Annotated in this window: 13 protein-coding genes; 5 read left to right on the top strand and 8 right to left on the bottom strand. The window is 36.1% G+C overall.

The genetic code is table 11. The features are described 5' to 3' along the window. The first annotated feature begins 36 nt into the window (after positions 1-36). Positions 37-1,263: an ATP-dependent RNA helicase RhlB gene (gene rhlB / locus DKK70_RS01900; RefSeq protein ID WP_110432492.1), complete on the top strand. Its 1,227-nt coding sequence runs from the start codon at positions 37-39 to the stop codon at positions 1,261-1,263. Between the two features lie 105 nt (positions 1,264-1,368). Here the strand turns inward: rhlB and DKK70_RS01895 are convergent, their stop codons facing one another. Next, positions 1,369-1,974: a TfoX/Sxy family protein gene (locus DKK70_RS01895; RefSeq protein ID WP_110432491.1), complete on the bottom strand. Its 606-nt coding sequence runs from the start codon at positions 1,972-1,974 to the stop codon at positions 1,369-1,371. A gap of 336 nt (positions 1,975-2,310) precedes the next feature. Here DKK70_RS01895 and DKK70_RS01890 point away from each other — a divergent pair, with 336 nt between their 5' ends. Next, entirely contained in the window at positions 2,311-2,949 is a 639-nt protein-coding gene (locus DKK70_RS01890) for a hypothetical protein (protein ID WP_110432490.1), read from the top strand. Here DKK70_RS01890 and glnB read toward each other — a convergent pair. Together glnB and DKK70_RS01880 are read right to left on the bottom strand one after the other, a co-directional pair. Further along, positions 2,942-3,280, bottom strand: a complete 339-nt coding sequence (glnB, locus tag DKK70_RS01885; protein WP_034883030.1) for a nitrogen regulatory protein P-II — start codon at positions 3,278-3,280, stop codon at positions 2,942-2,944. The two genes, DKK70_RS01890 and glnB, sit on opposite strands and share 8 nt — an antisense overlap. Positions 3,281-3,303: 23 nt before the next feature. Next, positions 3,304-4,911, bottom strand: a complete 1,608-nt coding sequence (locus DKK70_RS01880; RefSeq protein ID WP_110432489.1) for an NAD+ synthase — start codon at positions 4,909-4,911, stop codon at positions 3,304-3,306. A 113-nt stretch (positions 4,912-5,024) separates the two neighbouring features. Between DKK70_RS01880 and aroB the strand changes: the two genes are divergently transcribed. Beyond that, positions 5,025-6,104, top strand: a complete 1,080-nt coding sequence (gene aroB, locus DKK70_RS01875; protein ID WP_110432488.1) for a 3-dehydroquinate synthase — start codon at positions 5,025-5,027, stop codon at positions 6,102-6,104. A gap of 97 nt (positions 6,105-6,201) precedes the next feature. Here aroB and DKK70_RS01870 read toward each other — a convergent pair whose 3' ends face one another. Genes DKK70_RS01870 through DKK70_RS01860 form a run of 3 tightly spaced genes read right to left on the bottom strand, consistent with a single transcriptional unit; the run spans position 6,202 to position 10,482 of the window. After that, positions 6,202-7,419, bottom strand: a complete 1,218-nt coding sequence (locus DKK70_RS01870) for an L-lactate MFS transporter (protein ID WP_086364968.1) — start codon at positions 7,417-7,419, stop codon at positions 6,202-6,204. Continuing rightward, the gene (locus tag DKK70_RS01865) at positions 7,403-9,859 is read right to left on the bottom strand and encodes a flavocytochrome c (RefSeq protein ID WP_110432487.1); all 2,457 of its coding nucleotides are present in this window, start codon (positions 9,857-9,859) and stop codon (positions 7,403-7,405) included. Before DKK70_RS01865 ends, DKK70_RS01870 begins: the two co-directional genes overlap by 17 nt. After that, the gene (locus DKK70_RS01860) at positions 9,856-10,482 is read right to left on the bottom strand and encodes an NADPH-dependent FMN reductase (protein WP_086364966.1); all 627 of its coding nucleotides are present in this window, start codon (positions 10,480-10,482) and stop codon (positions 9,856-9,858) included. The genes DKK70_RS01865 and DKK70_RS01860 overlap by 4 nt, the downstream gene beginning before the upstream one ends. A gap of 244 nt (positions 10,483-10,726) precedes the next feature. On the opposite strand from DKK70_RS01860, the gene DKK70_RS01855 reads away from it, so the two are divergent. Next, positions 10,727-11,650: a LysR family transcriptional regulator gene (locus tag DKK70_RS01855; protein ID WP_110432486.1), complete on the top strand. Its 924-nt coding sequence runs from the start codon at positions 10,727-10,729 to the stop codon at positions 11,648-11,650. 46 nt (positions 11,651-11,696) lie between these two features. Here the strand turns inward: DKK70_RS01855 and DKK70_RS01850 are convergent, their stop codons facing one another. Beyond that, on the bottom strand, positions 11,697-12,617 hold the full coding sequence (locus DKK70_RS01850; protein ID WP_110432485.1) for an FAD:protein FMN transferase: 921 nt from the start codon (positions 12,615-12,617) through the stop codon (positions 11,697-11,699). Positions 12,618-12,876: 259 nt separating this feature from the next. Here DKK70_RS01850 and DKK70_RS01845 point away from each other — a divergent pair, with 259 nt between their 5' ends. After that, complete coding sequence (locus tag DKK70_RS01845) at positions 12,877-13,947, top strand: 3-deoxy-7-phosphoheptulonate synthase (RefSeq protein WP_110432484.1); 1,071 nt, start codon at positions 12,877-12,879, stop codon at positions 13,945-13,947. A 58-nt stretch (positions 13,948-14,005) separates the two neighbouring features. On the opposite strand, the gene purL is transcribed toward DKK70_RS01845, so the two are convergent. Continuing rightward, entirely contained in the window at positions 14,006-17,908 is a 3,903-nt protein-coding gene (gene purL / locus DKK70_RS01840) for a phosphoribosylformylglycinamidine synthase (RefSeq protein WP_110432483.1), read from the bottom strand. Positions 17,909-17,929 lie beyond the last annotated feature (21 nt).

The following is a 17,929-nucleotide window of genomic DNA, read 5'->3' as shown; positions in this document are numbered from 1 at the left end:
AATTGCGGCACTCTGATAATTATCTTCTAAACAATAATGATTCAATCATATCTTACAAAAACAACTTTCAATCAATTTCCCTTACACCCTTCAGTCATCAAAGCATTGGAGACAAAAGGTTTCGTTTACTGTACCCCAATTCAAGAGCAAACATTGCCATTAACAACCAAAGGAATTGACATTGCAGGACAAGGACAAACCGGTACAGGTAAAACGATTGCGTTTTTGGCATCAACATTTAATCATTTATTGAATAATGGTCCATTACCCGAGCATAAACCTAATCAACCAAGAGCTATCATTATTGCGCCTACACGCGAATTGGTTGTACAAATATATAATGATGCGCTACCTCTTTCAGAAGAAACTGGTATTAAATTAGGATTGGCTTATGGTGGTGATGGTTATGATAAGCAATTAAAAATGCTTTCTGCCGGTGTGGATATATTGATTGCAACTACAGGACGCTTAATTGATTATGCAAAACAAAATTATATCAATTTAGGGGCAATTCAAGTTGCTGTTTTGGACGAAGCCGATCGTATGTTTGATTTAGGTTTCATCCGTGATATCCGATGGATATTTAGACAAATGACCCCACCACAAAATCGTCTTACTATGTTATTTTCAGCAACCTTAACCCACAATGTGCGTGAACTTGCTTTTGAATACATGAATGAACCACAATATGTTGAAGTAGAACCGGAACAAAAAATTGGTCATAGAATAAAAGAAGAGCTATTTTTCCCATCAAATGAAGATAAATTAGCATTATTACAAACACTTATAGAAGAAGAGTGGCCCGAGCGAAGCATTGTATTTGCTAACACCAAAGTCGCTTGTGAAAAAATCTGGCGTCATTTAGTTGCTGATGGTCATCGTGTTGGATTACTTACCGGCGATATTGCACAAAAAAAACGTTTATCCATCCTTGATAAATTTACTCAAGGCGAACTTGATATATTAGTAGCAACAGACGTCGCAGCTCGTGGCTTACATATTCCAAATGTAACTCACGTTTTTAACTACGATCTTCCTGATGATTGTGATGATTATAGACATCGAATTGGTCGTACCGGACGTGCTGGCGCTGAAGGCTATTCAATTTCACTAGCTTGTGAACGTTATTCACAAAACTTACCCGCTATTGAAAAAGCCATTGACCACCCAATTCCAGTTAGCCAATATGACCCTCAGGCGTTATTATCTGGCTTGCCAACACCTAAACCATTTAAAAGAACCAACCGTAGAAAACCATCGTAAAAAGATAATTGATAAATATCTAAAAAATTAACTCAATACCATTATTAAAAATACATTTAATGATGGTATTCTTCTTAATTATTAAGTTACCAATTAATTTAAAACCTATTTTTTCTTCAAAAAATTCTGATAAGCTAATTCAATTATTTGTTTCGATTCGGATGATAATGTTCCAACATGTCGGCCATGTAATGCGCCAAATAATCCAAATAGAATATTAATCGACAACTTTGGGTTTTTACTTTTTATCCGATAATAAGTTTCCAAATAACCTACCTCTCTGAAAATGTTAATATCGATAATACCAGCACTTACCATTAATTTTTCCAAAGAAACTGTCATATTGGGTAATGATTTTAAACGACTTTGGCTTTTAGCTAATTTCTCATCAAGATCTTGCTTAGCATATTTAATAACCATTTGTACAATAGTATGCAATTTTTGTCTATCTTGGCGTAATTCATCTTCAACTCTATAGTAATCAAGTAGTTTATGCGATCCATCAAAAATTAAATCAAGTGGCAGCATACCTAACTCAATAAACATTGACCGATACTCATCATGGGCCCTTAAATAAATATTATTTTGATCTATCCAGGCAAACATAATTGATTCGCTATTCAGACTGAATCCGCCAAAAAATGAACGTAAAGTAACATCTTTAAGGTAAGAAAACTCATGTTTAATATTTATTGCTAATGTCTTAAGCATAAAAATTCCCTTTTTCACTTACTACAACATGTAACTCCAAAGAATGAGTTTATGCTAAACTATAGTAATTTTTTTGATATTCAAACAATTATTTAGTATTAATTAATAAATATGGGATCTGTCTTCCATAAATGAATATTTGTTTGATTTAAACTTGATTAATTATATTTTTTTGTTCTAAAGATTTTTAGCAACTTTTTAACAATTAACTAGTTGTAAATATCTTAATATTTCTTTAAAAAAGAAAAGACGCCTTTAGATTGTTATTCTGTTGTAATAATTATACAATCAGCGGTATTAACTAAATGGTATCCATTATTGTCAATTTCAATCAACATGTTTAAAAACGCTATATTAACGCTTTTTATTTTTTTTTCATTTTTCGCATCAGCAGATAAATTACCACTGATTCAAGAATTGACAGCCTGTAATCCAGATTTTTTTAATCATATCTATGCACATAGAGAAGAGTTAAAAACTCATACTAGTGTTGAGGTTTTTAACCAGAATCAAGCTTATATTCCCGTTGAAAATCGCTCAGATACTAACAAAAACTTTGTGTATTTCAAATCGCCTATTCAATATAAAAACCTGAAACTTATTGGTTATTATGATAGTGCAATGGATTTAAAAAAAATGGGTAAATACTATTTTTGGGGTTTTATTATTGATAACGATATAAATGAGATACGTGACAGTTTAAACTTTCTGGAGTGGAAAAGTATGGAGGATAATCTTCTGTATATCGCCAATCCAATGATTCGAAGTGTTAATGATGATATTCAAGTCTGGCATAAAAATACTGGAACTGTTGTTGGCGTTAAAACGATTCCAGCGCCCAATACCACTGAAAAATTATTATTACTTGAAAAGGGGGATAATATGCAACTTCTTATCTGTTCTATTCAAGGCATTGTCACCAATAATTTACTTCGGCAAGAACGCCCTGATATTCAAATCGGTCAAATTAAATAGCTGACTCATCCATTTCGCCAGTACGAATACGTATTACTTGTTCAACATTATAAACAAATATTTTTCCATCACCAATTTTGCCGGTTTGCGCTGTTTTCATGATAGTTTCAATACAGGTTTCTAAAATATCATCAGCAACAACAAGTTCTATTTTTACCTTTGGTAAAAAATCAACCATATATTCTGCACCCCGATAAAGTTCAGTATGTCCTTTTTGACGACCAAACCCTTTCACTTCCGTGACTGTCATGCCGGTAATGCCTTGATCGGCAAGTGCTTCTCGAATATCGTCTAATTTAAAAGGTTTAATAATTGCTTCAATTTTTTTCATATCTCTTTGCCCTTAATTCGAGATTACCAATTCTTAAAACCAAAAGCAGAAGTTATTGGATAGCGTCTGCCTTTACCAAAGTTACGCGCAGTTATTTTTGGCCCAACTGCTGATTGCCGTCTTTTATATTCGTTGATATCAACTAATTTAACCACTCGCCTTACAGTTGCTTCATCATAACCTTGCGTAATCAGTTGTTCAACGGAAAAATCTTGTTCAACATAGCCTTTTAATATTCCATCTAAAATATCATAAGGAGGTAGGCTGTCTTCATCTTTTTGATCTGGCGCAAGTTCAGCTGATGGAGGACGAGTAATAACGCGTTCTGGGATAACATACGATCGGCTATTTCGATATTTAGATAATGCAAAGACCATGGTTTTAGGCACATCTTTAAGTACATCAAAACCACCAGCCATATCGCCATACAGTGTAGCATAACCAACCGACATTTCGCTTTTATTACCAGTCGTTAATACTAACCTTCGACGTTTATTGGAAAGAGCCATTAAAATGACGCCACGACAACGCGCTTGTAGGTTCTCTTCGGTAGTATCTTTTTGTGTTCCCAAAAACATCGGTGTTAAAGAAGACATAAAAGCATCAAACATCGGTTCGATTGAAATGATATCAAACTCAACACCTAATATTTCCGCCTCTTCTTTAGCATCAGTGATACTAATATCAGCCGTATAACGAAATGGCATCATAACTGCTTGTACTTTATCTTTACCTAAAGCATCAACAGCGATTGCCAAAGTTAAAGCCGAATCAATTCCACCAGATAACCCCAATACCGCTCCTTGGAAACCATTTTTGGTAATGTAATCACGAGTCGCGAGAACTAATGCGTCATAAACATCAGCTAGTGGTTCATTTTTAGAAACAGAGACAGGTTGATAATTATGCCCCATTTGAAAAACGGAAATTTGCTCTTCAAAAGAGTTTAATTGGTGAATGATATCGCCTTTTTCATTACATACAAATGATCCACCATCAAAAACAAGCTCGTCTTGACCACCTATTTGATTAACATAAATAATTGGTAAACCGGTTCTTAGAGCATGTTGTTTAATCAGTTCATGGCGATATTGCTGTTTTTCATAAGTATAAGGTGATGCATTGATAGAGATAACCAAATCTGCACAATTCGTATCAATTCGATCGATAGGTTCAGATTGCCATAGATCTTCACAGATTAATAAACCAATTTTTTTGCCTTTAAAATCGACAACGCAAGTGTGTTCACCGGCAGTAAAGTAACGTTTTTCATCAAATACATCATAATTAGGTAACAGCTGTTTGTGATAACACGCTAACTGCTGCCCTTCAAAAAATAGTGACAACGCATTATAAACTACGCCATCTTGCCAATGTGGATGTCCAACAATCACTCCACATTGTTTACTTGCTTGTTTAATAGTTGATAAAGCCTGTTGGCAACGAATTTTAAAATCATTACGATAAATTAAATCCTCTGGAGGATAACCACAGATTGCAAGTTCTGAAAAAATAATAAGATCATGCGATGAATGGTTTTGTATCAGTTCAATGATTTGCTGAGTATTACCTTCAATATCACCAACACACCAATTTTTTTGGGCTAACACTAACGATAAAGACATATAAATTCAACATTACAGATAAAAATTACCAGTAAGTTTAAATGATTCTAAGTTGCACTGCTACTTTTTTATCGTTAACATGCAAGATTAAATTGGTATTAACTTATCTGGAAAAAATTATGCAAAAGATCTTAAATGTGGCGTTAGACAATCGCAGTTACCCAATTACTATTGGTGAAAACTTACTTAGTCAATTTGAACATTTTAAACTGCATAGTGGCCAGAGAGTACTTGTTGTCACCAATGACACCATTGCTCCGATTTATTTACAAGATTTGCTTGATATGCTTGAGGCTCATGGCGTCAAAACTGACTCGGTTATTGTCCCAGATGGTGAACAATACAAAACGATGGAAACATGGAACCAAATTTTAACTGCTTTACTCGCCAATAATCATACTCGAAGCAGTATACTTGTTGCGCTTGGTGGGGGAGTTATTGGTGATGTAGCAGGATTTGCGGCTTCTGCTTACCAACGTGGAATTAAATTTATTCAGGTTCCGACAACCTTATTATCTCAAGTCGATTCTTCAGTTGGCGGTAAAACGGCTATTAATCATCCTTTAGGTAAAAATATGATTGGCGCATTTTATCAACCTCAATCAGTGGTAATTGATATTAATTGTTTAAAAACCTTACCACAAAGAGAGCTCTCTGCCGGTCTAGCTGAAGTAATTAAATATGGCATTATTATGGACTCTGCTTTTTTTAATTGGTTAGAGACTCATATTGATGATTTGCTTAATTTAGATGTCGATGCCTTAAGTTATTGTATTTATCGCTGCTGTGAATTAAAAGCTCAAGTGGTTGCCGCCGATGAAACCGAACAAGATATGCGTGCTATTTTAAATCTTGGTCATACCTATGGGCATGCCATTGAAGCCGAGCTCGGCTATGGCAATTGGTTACATGGCGAAGCAGTTAGTGTTGGTATGTTAATGGCGGCACAAACAGCTAAATTGCTAGGTCTGTTGGCAGATAAAGATATTGAAAGAATAGAAAATTTATTAATTAAAGCTAAACTGCCAGTTAAAAGACCAGAACAGATGGCAATCGAATCTTACATTCCCCATATGTTACGAGATAAAAAAGTTATTTCTGGTAAGCTTCGGTTAGTAATTCCAACTAAAATTGGTCAGGTTGAAGTAATGGATGGAATAGAGAAAAGTGTGGTACTTGAGTCAATAAACAACTCATAAAATTTATTTAACTATGTTAAATGATATTGTATATGTAAATAAAGGAGCACTAACAGTGTGCTCCCTTTACCAATATAATAGACAATAAACTCAAATATTATTGTCTATTCTTTAGTGATTTATAGATTATATTTAATATTAAACCAACGAATGCCACTGAAATAGCGATATAAAACGCATAGGTATAACTTCCACCATTATTTGCTAAAATATCAGCGGTTACTTTGGGGGCAAAAAAGGCTGCTGAAGAATAGCCAATAAAAATGACACCATAGTTTACGCCTTGATTAACTGGACCATAATTTTCCATTACCATTGGCGGGAAAACGCCCATCACACCACCAAAACATAAACCTAACGCTATAATTCCTATTGCAAAACCTATTTGCGATGGTATATATAAAAATGCGATAAAAGCAAAGATAATTACCAAAAAAATGATATTCAATGTTTTATTTCGTCCCAGTTTATCTGACACCGTCCCCCAAACTACACGCCCGGCACAATTACTTAACGAATATAAACTCACATAAAATGAAGCAATACCCGCAGTTAATCCAAACATTTGTTGACCAATTCCAGAGGCGTTTGAGGCAATCATTAATCCCGAGAAAGCCCCTGTTCCAAGCATAAAAAATATAAGGTAAAAATAAGGTGTTTGTAACATCTCTAGCCAATTTTTATTAATAATAGCTTTACCTTGTTGAATACTTGCCGGAGTCCAGCCTTCTGGTTGGTAATTAACGGGGGCAACTTTAATAAAGACACTGGCAACCACAACGACGATTAAATAGCTACATCCAAGTGTTTGAAAAGCATGCAAGACCCCATAATTTTCAATTAAATGATGACCTATCGGCGCAGCGATAATCGATGCACCGCCCATCCCGGCGGTGATAATTCCGGAGGCAAGACCTTTTTTATCCGGGAAAAACCTTATAGTATTACTTAAACAGCCAGAATAGGCCAATCCTTGACCAAAACCACTTAATAATCCATAAGTTACATACAACATAATTGGACTGGTAACAAAACCTGATAGGAAAAAACCAAGCCCAAATAACAGTCCACCAATAACACTAGACCATTTTGCCAACCCTTTATCGGTTAAAAAACCACCTAGTATCATCGGAATAGGACCCACTGCTGCATTAATTGAAAATGCAATCATGACATCCGCTTTACTCCAATTTTTTGCAAGGCTTAATGGTTCGGCGAATACACTAAAAGCATAAATGGCCCCAGTACAAAGTAAAATCGAAGTTGAGGCAATTAGTACTACCCATCGATTTATCGTTTTATTTGTTTGATCCATGATTGCTATCCTTCCTTAGATTTATGTCATGCGAAGCCGTTTTTCCTGCAATTCGACCAAATGTAAAAATATCAGTTAGAGAGTTACCGCCCAAACGATTTCCTGCATGGATACCTCCTGCCACTTCACCTGCAGCATATAGACCGGAAATTTTTTGTCCCTTACTATCTAATACATGAGTTTGTGTATCAATTCTTAAACCACCCATTGTATGATGCACTGCCGGTTTTCTTGGCGTAGCATAGAATGGCGGAATTTCAACTTTTAGATCAAACACATCTTTACCAAATTCAGGATCGTGTCCAGCATCAACATAAGTATTATAATCAGCAATAGTTTGTTTAAAGACTGTCGGATCCATTGCTAGTTTTTCAGCTAACTCTTCTAGGGTGTTAGCGCAAAATAGCGTTCCGGCAGCAATTTGCTTATCAATTTTTTCTTGCGAAGTGTTGTAAGCCGTTTTTTTAATTTGTTCATCAGCAATTAAATAAAATAACCCACCATTATCAATAGCGGCCTGAGTTAGTTTATCTCGACTACCATATTCATTAACAAATCGCTTACCTTGCTTGTTTACCATAATGAAATTTTGCGGTGGTACTTGTAGTCCACTGAATAATGCACCTGTGTCAGGATCGGAAACCGGCATCATTTGAGAAAATCCCATACCGACCAAATCAGCGCCAACACTTTGCCCTAAAATAATACCATCGCCTGTAATAGCTGGTGAGTTAGAGGTTTTAATATCATCGTCAATTTCTGTCCAATAAGTATTATACTCTTTTAACATTTTAGTATTTGCACCAAAACCGCCTGATGCCAAGATGACAGCATTGGCTTTAACGGTAATTTTTTTACCATTTAAACCAGTACCAATAACTCCAGATACATGTCCATCTTCAACTATCAGTTCTTTAACCGCTGTATCAGTAATGATTACGCCACCATGATCTTCAACATATTTCTGTAAAGCAGAAACATATGCATAACCTTCACTTTTTAACGGTTTATGACCTCTACGCCATAAAGCACCAACTGGCATTGTCACGTCGTGTTTGTCAAACTCAACACCAACATCTTCAAGCCACTTGACCGATTCTAATGCCTCGTCAGTTAAAATTTTAACCAAATCATATTGACCATAAATAATATTACCTGATTGGTCTGTACGTTTACCACCAAGATAAGTTTGGATACGATGTAATAATGCTGAATCAAACAAATAACCTGTTTTACCGGTATTTTCAGCTAAATAGTTGGTAATCTGTTGTTTTAACTCTTTAAAATCATCAAGATATTCACTATCAATCGTTGACTCATCAATAGCCGAAATTTCCTGTAAAGTATGACTTTCACCCGCGATAGCATCAAAAGTGTTTTGCCATTGCGGATTTGCCGCATTCATTGGACCTCCGGTCCGTACAGTATTACCGCCAATAGCTGGGAATTTTTCCACGACTATGACCTTTTTACCTTCCTGCAAAATACTTGCAGCTGCGGATAATCCAGCCCCACCAGCACCAACTACCACTACATCAGTAGTATACTGTGCATCTGAAGTATCGACCGCACTCGGTGCTTTCGGTCTTTTACGTAATACATCCGGGTTAGCTCCTGCCATTTTTATTGCTTTAGCCACGCCGTCGATAACACCATTACTCGTTACTGAAGCTCCTGATAAAATATCAACATTAAGGGTCTGACCTTCAAGAATTTGTGAAGGAATACGTTTAAATACGACATCAGCAATTCCCTCTGATTCACCTTCAGTATCAATATCAATTGATTCAATACGATCCATTGATAACGTAACTACCATAGGTAAATCACCATTATGTCCAGGCGCAGTTACACAATATTGGCCCGGTTCATAGGTAATCTCTTCCGGCACATTAAGTAAATTAGCAACTTGAGTGAAACGTAAAAAACGCCAAAAGCAACTTTCAAGAAAATCGATAGTCCGTTCTGATTTAATATTACCCTGTTCATCAAAAGCATGATGTGCCTGACCGAGCAAAAATTCGTAGCCAGGCATAACGGTTGCATTAACACCTGGGGCATCAAGAATTTGGCGTAAATGTAATTGAGCACGTGACGAACCTTGTACATCATAAGATGCACCAACAATCATCACAGGTTTACCATCAAAAGGATGTAAATTAAATGAAAGCCATTCAAGAATACTTTTCAAAGCTGAAGGAATCGAATGATTATGTTCTGGTGTTGCAATAATAACGCCATCAGCCTCAATAATTTTATTATTAAAATGCTGAATAATATCACTATTAGATTGATCATCTGACTCATTAAACATTGGGACATCGGTCAATTCTAATATTTCAATTTCTGCTTTATGCTTAAAATGTTTTTGCATAAATTGTAATAGCATTCGGTTATAAGATTCTTGAGCATTAGTTCCAACAATTCCAATTAATTTCATGACAATGCTCCTTCTTCTGCTGTTTTTAACCAACTGAATTTTTTATTTTGCTCGGTATTAAATTTTTCTGTCGCCAGTAATTGGTTAGTTAATTTTACAAATAATAAAAATTCGTCAAAACACTCTTCCAATTCTTTCACTTTGTCTAAATAAACCAGATTACCTTTTTCATCAAATGCTTGCAGAGATTTTCCTAATAAAAATTCAGAACTAGGCATAATACGGGCTTTCAATTCAGGAGCATCTAAGATTTGCCTTAAATGAGCTTGGGCTCTTGAAGAACCTAACATACCGTGTGATGCACCAACAATCATGACACATTTATTAATCAACGGTCTGGTGGTATAAGACAGCCATTCAATAACACTTTTCAACGCGGCTGTTATTGAATGATCATATTCTGGCGTCGCAATGATGATTCCGTCAGCCGATTCAATTTTATCCGATAACGCTTTAACCGCTGGAGGAGGCGTTTTATCCTTCGGTTCATTAAATGCCGGTAACGATTTTATTTCACAAACTTCAATTTCTGCTTTATCAGCAAAATGTTCTCTCATATAATGAAGTAATTTTCTATTAGTAGAACTATCTGAATTAGTTCCAACTATACCAACGAATTTCACTTTATAACCTCACTTAGTACCTTACAGTACAATTAAATCAATATTAAAATTTTAGTAATACAAATTCTTTAGTCGACAGCACAAAGAAGTAGATTGAATTTTAGTTATATTAGGCCTATTGACTATTGTGCAAATCATTATGTAAGCTAGTGTAGAACAGAAAAAAAGGTTTGTGAAATAGCTGATTAATTATGGGGTTATAAGTAATTTATTATAATGAGGTTTAATAAAAGAATTTAAACAAATGGCAAAAATTAATTCGCTCAGTATGTTGCAATACATTGATGTTTTACTTAAGCATGGCAATTACACTAAAGCTGCGCAGAATTTGTATATTTCTCAATCATATCTAACTCAAACAATAAAAAAAATAGAAAATGAACTAGGGATTGATATTATCAATCGGCAAAGTACCCCTTTACAATTAACCGAAGCTGGAAAGATCTATTATCAGTATTTAACATCATTAGTTAACGAACAAGAACAATTCAAAAGAAAAATCAAAAAATATACTGACAGTGATTATACCGTTATCCAAATTGGTGTATTACCAAGTTTAGGGACTTATCTACTACCGCTATTTTTACCTAAATTTATGAGTAAATATCCTGATATTAAAATAGAATTACATGAATATATTCCTAAAAATAGTGAAGAAAAAATTGAAAATCAAACCCTGGATTTTTTTATAGGACAGAATCCAGAAACAATATCCCAAAATTTAATTTGTCATAAATGTGGTAAACATCGATATTACACCTTAATACCAGAAACCTCAAAATTATATCGAAAAGAAGTTAATGCTAATGAATATAATCATAAATTCATGAAATCATTGTTACAAGAAAAGCTTATTTTGACTGCACATGGTTCAGCAATTCGTCAACAAGTTGATTATCTTATTCAAAAATATCGGATTCAACCCAATATTATTCTCGAAAGTAGTAACATTTTTACACTTGTTGAGTTAGCTAAAAAAGGGCTAGGAATTACCTTTATCCCTGAAAGCGTCTGTGTCAATGAAAAACCAGGTGATCTAGCATATAATTTAATACCACTGCCTTTGGATCTCATCTCGTTGAGTTATTTTATTGCCTACTCTTCTCATAAAATGCTTAGCAGTGTGGAAAAAGAACTCATTGACCTATTCATCTCTTCTATACCATAAATTATCGGGTTAATGACTAATCTTAAATAACCAAATTAGCTGTAGATTACGTCAATAACCCATTTGAACAGGCAAATTCTTTATTGGTGGTAATAACCATTCCTTCAATATTGGCTAATTGATTAATTTTTTTTATCGCATTCTCGGCACTATAACCATAGAGTTGCGTCGTCAAAATTTCACCATCTATTGAATGCGTTGATACAATGGTAAGGCTTTCAATGTCTGTTTCTACAGGATATCCGGTTTGACTATTAAAAATATGATGATAAGTTTTACCTTTATAATTAAATGTTCTTTCATAAAGTCCAGATGTGACTATCGATTGATTTTTAATCTTTAATACCTTAATTACATTGCCGCGGCTTTGAAACGGGTTTTGAATACCTACTCGCCAAAATCCATCATCATGAAAGGGACACTCACCATAAGTTAATACATTGCCCCCTAAATCAATAAATGCCGATTTTGCGTTCAGTTTTTTAAAAATTTGCAGTATGTTATCGGCAAAATACCCTTTAGCTAACGCCCCCAGATCAATGGCCATTCCTTTATATTTTAAAAATACCGACTTATTTACCTCATCCAAAACAATATCATTTGGATCGATGAGAGTTAAAAGTTGCTGAATCTCTGAATCCGGTGGGTATCTAGCGTCATGAAATCCGACTCGCCATGCTTGTATGAGCGGACCAATTGCAATATTTAAAAAACGATTATTAATTAAACTTTGCGCTTTACCTATTTTTATCAAGGTAAAAAGATCGGGTTTTACTGTTACAGGCTTAATACCGGCATTAAGATTGATTTGCATTAAATCTGAATTGCGACAATTAGCGCTAAAACGACGTTCATAATCAATTAATTTTTTTTCAGCTATATCTAATAAATCTTTTGCTTGATCATGTTCGACCCAGATTTGAATTATGGTCCCCATTAAATTGAGGAATCGCTTATCATTCTTCATGCTGATGAGTTCCTAATAGTAAAAATTATGCTGGTCACAACTTATTAATCTTAAAGTCAGTTATAACAAAAAAATAATCGACTATCAAATCACAGTTTCACAGGTAATATGTAAACATTTTATTACATAACTAAATTAATTAAGTGAAATATCGAAAATTAAGTTTACTGCAATGTAATTTTGTGTTTACATATGTCATGTTTATGTATTTAATATTTTACATATAAAAAATATGAATGATTTTAACAAGGAAAATAAAATGTTAAAAGACACACTAAATAATGTTCGAATCAGAGATGAACAGATGCTAATCACCCCAGAAGAGATTAAAAATCTTTATCCATTATCTTCTGAATTAGAAAACCAAATTGCCACTTCACGCCAAACCATCGTAAATATTTTAGAACGTCGCGATCACCGTTTATTGATTGTTTGCGGTCCTTGCTCAATTCACGATACTCAAGCCGCAATTGAATATGCGCATAAACTGAAAAAACTTTCTGATGAAGTTAAAGATAACTTATTTATTGTCATGCGTGTCTATTTTGAAAAACCAAGAACGACCGTTGGTTGGAAAGGTATGATCAATGACCCGCATATGGATAGTTCGTTTGATATTGAACATGGTCTGAAAAAAGCCCGTAAATTACTTCTTGATATCTCTAAAATCGGCTTACCCATTGCCACTGAAGCATTAGACCCAAATACACCTCAATACATTGGTGATTTAATCAGCTGGTCGGCTATTGGCGCAAGAACCACGGAATCACAAACCCACCGCGAAATGGCGTCAGGGTTATCAATGCCTGTTGGCTTTAAAAATGGCACAGATGGCAGTTTAGATGTGGCGATTAATGCCATGAAATCAGCCTCCATGGCTCATCGATTTGTGGGTATTAATCAACAAGGGCAAGTTACCGTATTACAAACCTTGGGTAATCCACATGGTCATGTCATCCTAAGAGGTGGCAAAGCACCTAATTTTGATGCTGAAAATGTTGCATTATGTGAACTGCAAATGGATAAGGCTAAATTAGTACCTAACCTAATGATAGATTGTAGTCATGCCAACTCAAACAAAGATTACCGTAATCAACCAATTGTTGCTGACTCAATTATTGAGCAAATTAAGCAAGGTAATAATTCAATTATTGGTGTCATGATAGAAAGTAATTTATTTGAAGGCAATCAATCATCCGAACAACCAAAAGAAAATTTCAAATATGGGGTATCAGTTACCGACGCTTGCATTAACTTTGAAACAACTGAGCAATTATTGCGAAGAATGAATAATGATTTAGCACAGCCGTTAAAGAGTAGAAAAAAGTAAACGGTTAAAGCTAAAATTATGTTTATAAATCGCCGACTATTGTCGGCGATTTTTTTTACTAACCAAGTTGCTTACGAGCATTACGGAAAATACGCATCCAAGGGCTATCTTCACCCCAATTATCTGGATGCCACGAATTGGTTACCGTTCTAAATACTCGCTCTGGGTGCGGCATCATAATCGTTGCTCGACCATCACTTGAGGTTACTGCGGTAATACCATTTGGTGAACCATTTGGGTTTGCCGGGTACTGCTCTGTCGCTTTACCAAAATGGTCAATATATCGAACTGCAACCAAGCCAGAAGCTTCTAAACGAGTCAAATGTTCTAAATCACGGGTTTCGACTTGACCTTCACCATGTGAAACCGCAATCGGCATATGCGAACCTGCCATATCGGTAAATAGTAATGACGGACTAGATTGAATTTGAACTAAACTAAAACGCGCCTCAAAACGTTCCGATACGTTAAGTACAAAACGCGGCCATAACTCTGCCCCAGGTATCAGATCTTTTAGATTCGACATCATCTGGCAACCATTACAGACCCCTAATGACAAAGTATCATTACGATGGAAAAACTGTTCAAACTCATGGCGAACTTGTTCATTAAATAAAATCGACTTAGCCCAGCCTTCGCCTGCCCCTAATACATCACCATATGAAAAACCACCACAAGCAACAAGTGTATTAAACTGATTCAAGGTCACTTGGCCAGATAATAAATCCGTCATATGGACATCAACTGATTCAAAACCAGCGCGAGCAAATGCTGCTGCCATTTCAACATGTGAGTTCACGCCTTGTTCGCGTAGAATTGCCACTTTCGGTTTTACACCTTTGACGATATAAGGTGCAGCAATGTCTTGCGCTGGATCGAAGGTAAGTTGCACATTCAAGCCTGGATCTTCATCATTTTGTTTGAGTTGATGCTCTTGATCGGCACATGCTGGATTATCACGTAAACGTTGCATCTGCCATGTGGTTTCAGCCCACCATGTTCTTAACGTTAGACGCGATTCGCTATACACCACAGCAGTTTTATTGCGTACAATAAATTGCTGTCCAGCTTTAGCTTTTCCTAGTGTGTGAACTGCATGCGAAAGCCCAAACTGGTTAAAGCAGGCCATCACTTTGTCTAGCTCACTGCCACGAATTTGAATAACTGCACCAAGTTCTTCATTAAACAGTGAAGTAATTACATCACTACCGAGTGAATGAATATCAACATCAATACCACAATGCCCGGCAAATGCCATTTCAGCCAATGTAACCAATAAACCACCATCTGAACGGTCATGATAAGCCAGTAAGCTTTTTTGAGCGATTAACGTTTGGATAGCTTGATAAAAATCCGCTAACTCTTTGGCATCACGGACATCAGCGGTTCTTTGCCCTAGGTGACGATAAACCTGCGCTAATGCTGTAGCCCCTAATGCTTGATGACCTTTAGATAAATCAATAAATAGTAATAGATTATCCTCATCTGTACAAAGTTGTGGGGTAACTGTTTTACGCACATCTTCAACACGCGCAAAAGCGGAAATCACCAATGATAACGGTGAAGTTACCGTTTTTTGTTCACCATCTTGTTGCCATGTTGTTTTCATTGACATAGAGTCTTTACCAACCGGAATAGCTAATCCTAAAGCAGGACATAACTCTTCACCAATGGCTTTAACCGCTTGATAAAGACCAGCATCTTCACCTGGATGACCGGCGGCAGCCATCCAGTTAGCTGAAAGCTTAATACGTTTAATGTCGCCAATATTTGTCGCAGCAATATTGGTAATTGCTTCACCAACCGCTAATCTAGCTGATGCAGCAAAATTAAGCAGAGCAACAGGAGCTCGTTCCCCCATTGACATTGCTTCACCGTAATAACTGTCTAAACTGGCTGTTGTCACCGCGCAATCGGCAACCGGCACTTGCCAAGGTCCAACCATCTGATCACGAGCGACCATACCGGTTACCGAACGATCACCTATGGTAATTAAAAAGGTTTTTTCCGCTACAACTGGCAAATGTAAAACTCGTTTTACTGCATCATATAAATTGATATCCGCTGTTGAAAAATGATCCCCTTCTGCTTGGCTAGATTTAACATCTCGTAACATTTTAGGGGTTTTGCCCAATAACACATCTAACGGTAAATCTATCGGATTATTGTTGAAATGTTCATCATGTAACACTACTGCTTTATTTATTGTGGCTTCACCAATCACCGCATAAGGAGTGCGTTCTCGTTTACAAAGTTCATCAAATAGCTCAAGACTTTGCGGATGAATCGCTAGTACATAACGCTCTTGAGATTCATTACACCAAATTTCTAACGGTGACATTCCGGGTTCATCACTTAGTATTTTGCGCAATTCAAATTGACCGCCACAGCCACCATCGCTAACTAGTTCAGGCATCGCATTGGACAAACCACCAGCACCAACATCATGAATAAATAAAATTGGGTTTTTATCACCCAGTTGCCAACAACGATCGATTACCTCTTGGCAACGACGCTCCATTTCAGGGTTATCACGTTGAACTGAAGCAAAATCAAGATCAGCATCTGATTGTCCTGATGTCATAGATGAGGCTGCACCACCACCTAAACCGATATTCATGGCTGGCCCACCTAATACAATTAATTTGGAGCCGATAGGAAATTCACCTTTTTGGATATGTTCACGACGAATATTTCCCATACCACCGGCTAACATAATTGGTTTATGATAGCCTCTGACCTCTTCGCCATTAAAGCTATTGACTTTCTCTTCATAAGTACGGAAGTAGCCTAATAACGCCGGACGACCAAATTCATTATTAAATGCCGCACCACCTAAAGGGCCATCCATCATAATATCAAAGGCGCTAACAATTCGATCGGGTTTACCAAAATCTTGTTCCCAAGGTTGCTCAAAATTAGGAATACGTAAATTTGAAACTGAAAAGCCAACTAATCCGGCTTTAGGTTTAGCACCTTTACCTGTCGCACCTTCGTCACGAATTTCACCACCGCTGCCAGTGGCCGCACCTGGCCAAGGAGATATTGCTGTTGGATGATTATGCGTTTCAACTTTCATTAGAATATCGGCATACTCCTGATGATAATTGTAAGTTCGATTCTCATAATCAGCAAAGAATCGTCCAACTTTCGAACCATCCATTACCGCGGCATTATCTTTATAAGCAGATGACACATAATCTGGGGTATGTTCAAAGGTGTTTTTTATCATTTTAAACAGTGATTTTGGTTGTTTTACACCATCAATTACCCAATCAGCATTAAATATTTTATGTCGACAGTGTTCAGAGTTTGCTTGACCAAACATATAAAGTTCAATATCGGTCGGGTTACGGTTTAATTTTTGAAAATTCTCAACCAAATAGTCAATTTCATCCGACGCTAATGCCAAACCTAATTTTAGGTTAGCAGCTTCTAATGCTTGGCGACCTTGCCCTAATAAGTCAATAGTGGTTACTGGTTTAGGTTGTTCGGCTTTAAATAACTGCTGAGCTTGCTCAAAGCTGCTTAATACCGTCTCCATCATTCGATCATGAATTAATCCAAGGAAGATATCTTGTTGTATAGCGGTTAAAGGTGAACTAACTTGCACATAATAAGCAATTCCACGCTCTATTCGATGAATTTGTGATAGTCCACAATTATGGGCTATATCGGTTGCCTTTGATGACCATGGTGAAATGGTGCCTTCGCGTGGGGTAACTAAAAAGAGTATTTTACTTGCTGAATTTTCTACAGCTATCTGCGCGCTTTTAGGGCCATATTGCAACAGCTTATCCAAAGTTGATTGTTGTTCACCAATCAATTCATCTGTTAAATCAACAAAGTGAATATATTGCGCTTCAATATTGATGATAGGGATAGATTGTTCACGACATGAAGTTAAGATTTTATTAATACGAAATGTAGATAGAGCAGAAGAACCAGCTAAAATTTTCATCCTAAGTACTCTTTTTAAGCT

The sequence above is a fragment of the Gilliamella apicola genome, from assembly GCF_003202655.1.
Taxonomy (GTDB): domain Bacteria; phylum Pseudomonadota; class Gammaproteobacteria; order Enterobacterales; family Orbaceae; genus Gilliamella; species Gilliamella apicola_R.
Note: the sequence above shows the minus strand (reverse complement) of the source record. Positions and strands in the feature narration are given on the sequence as shown.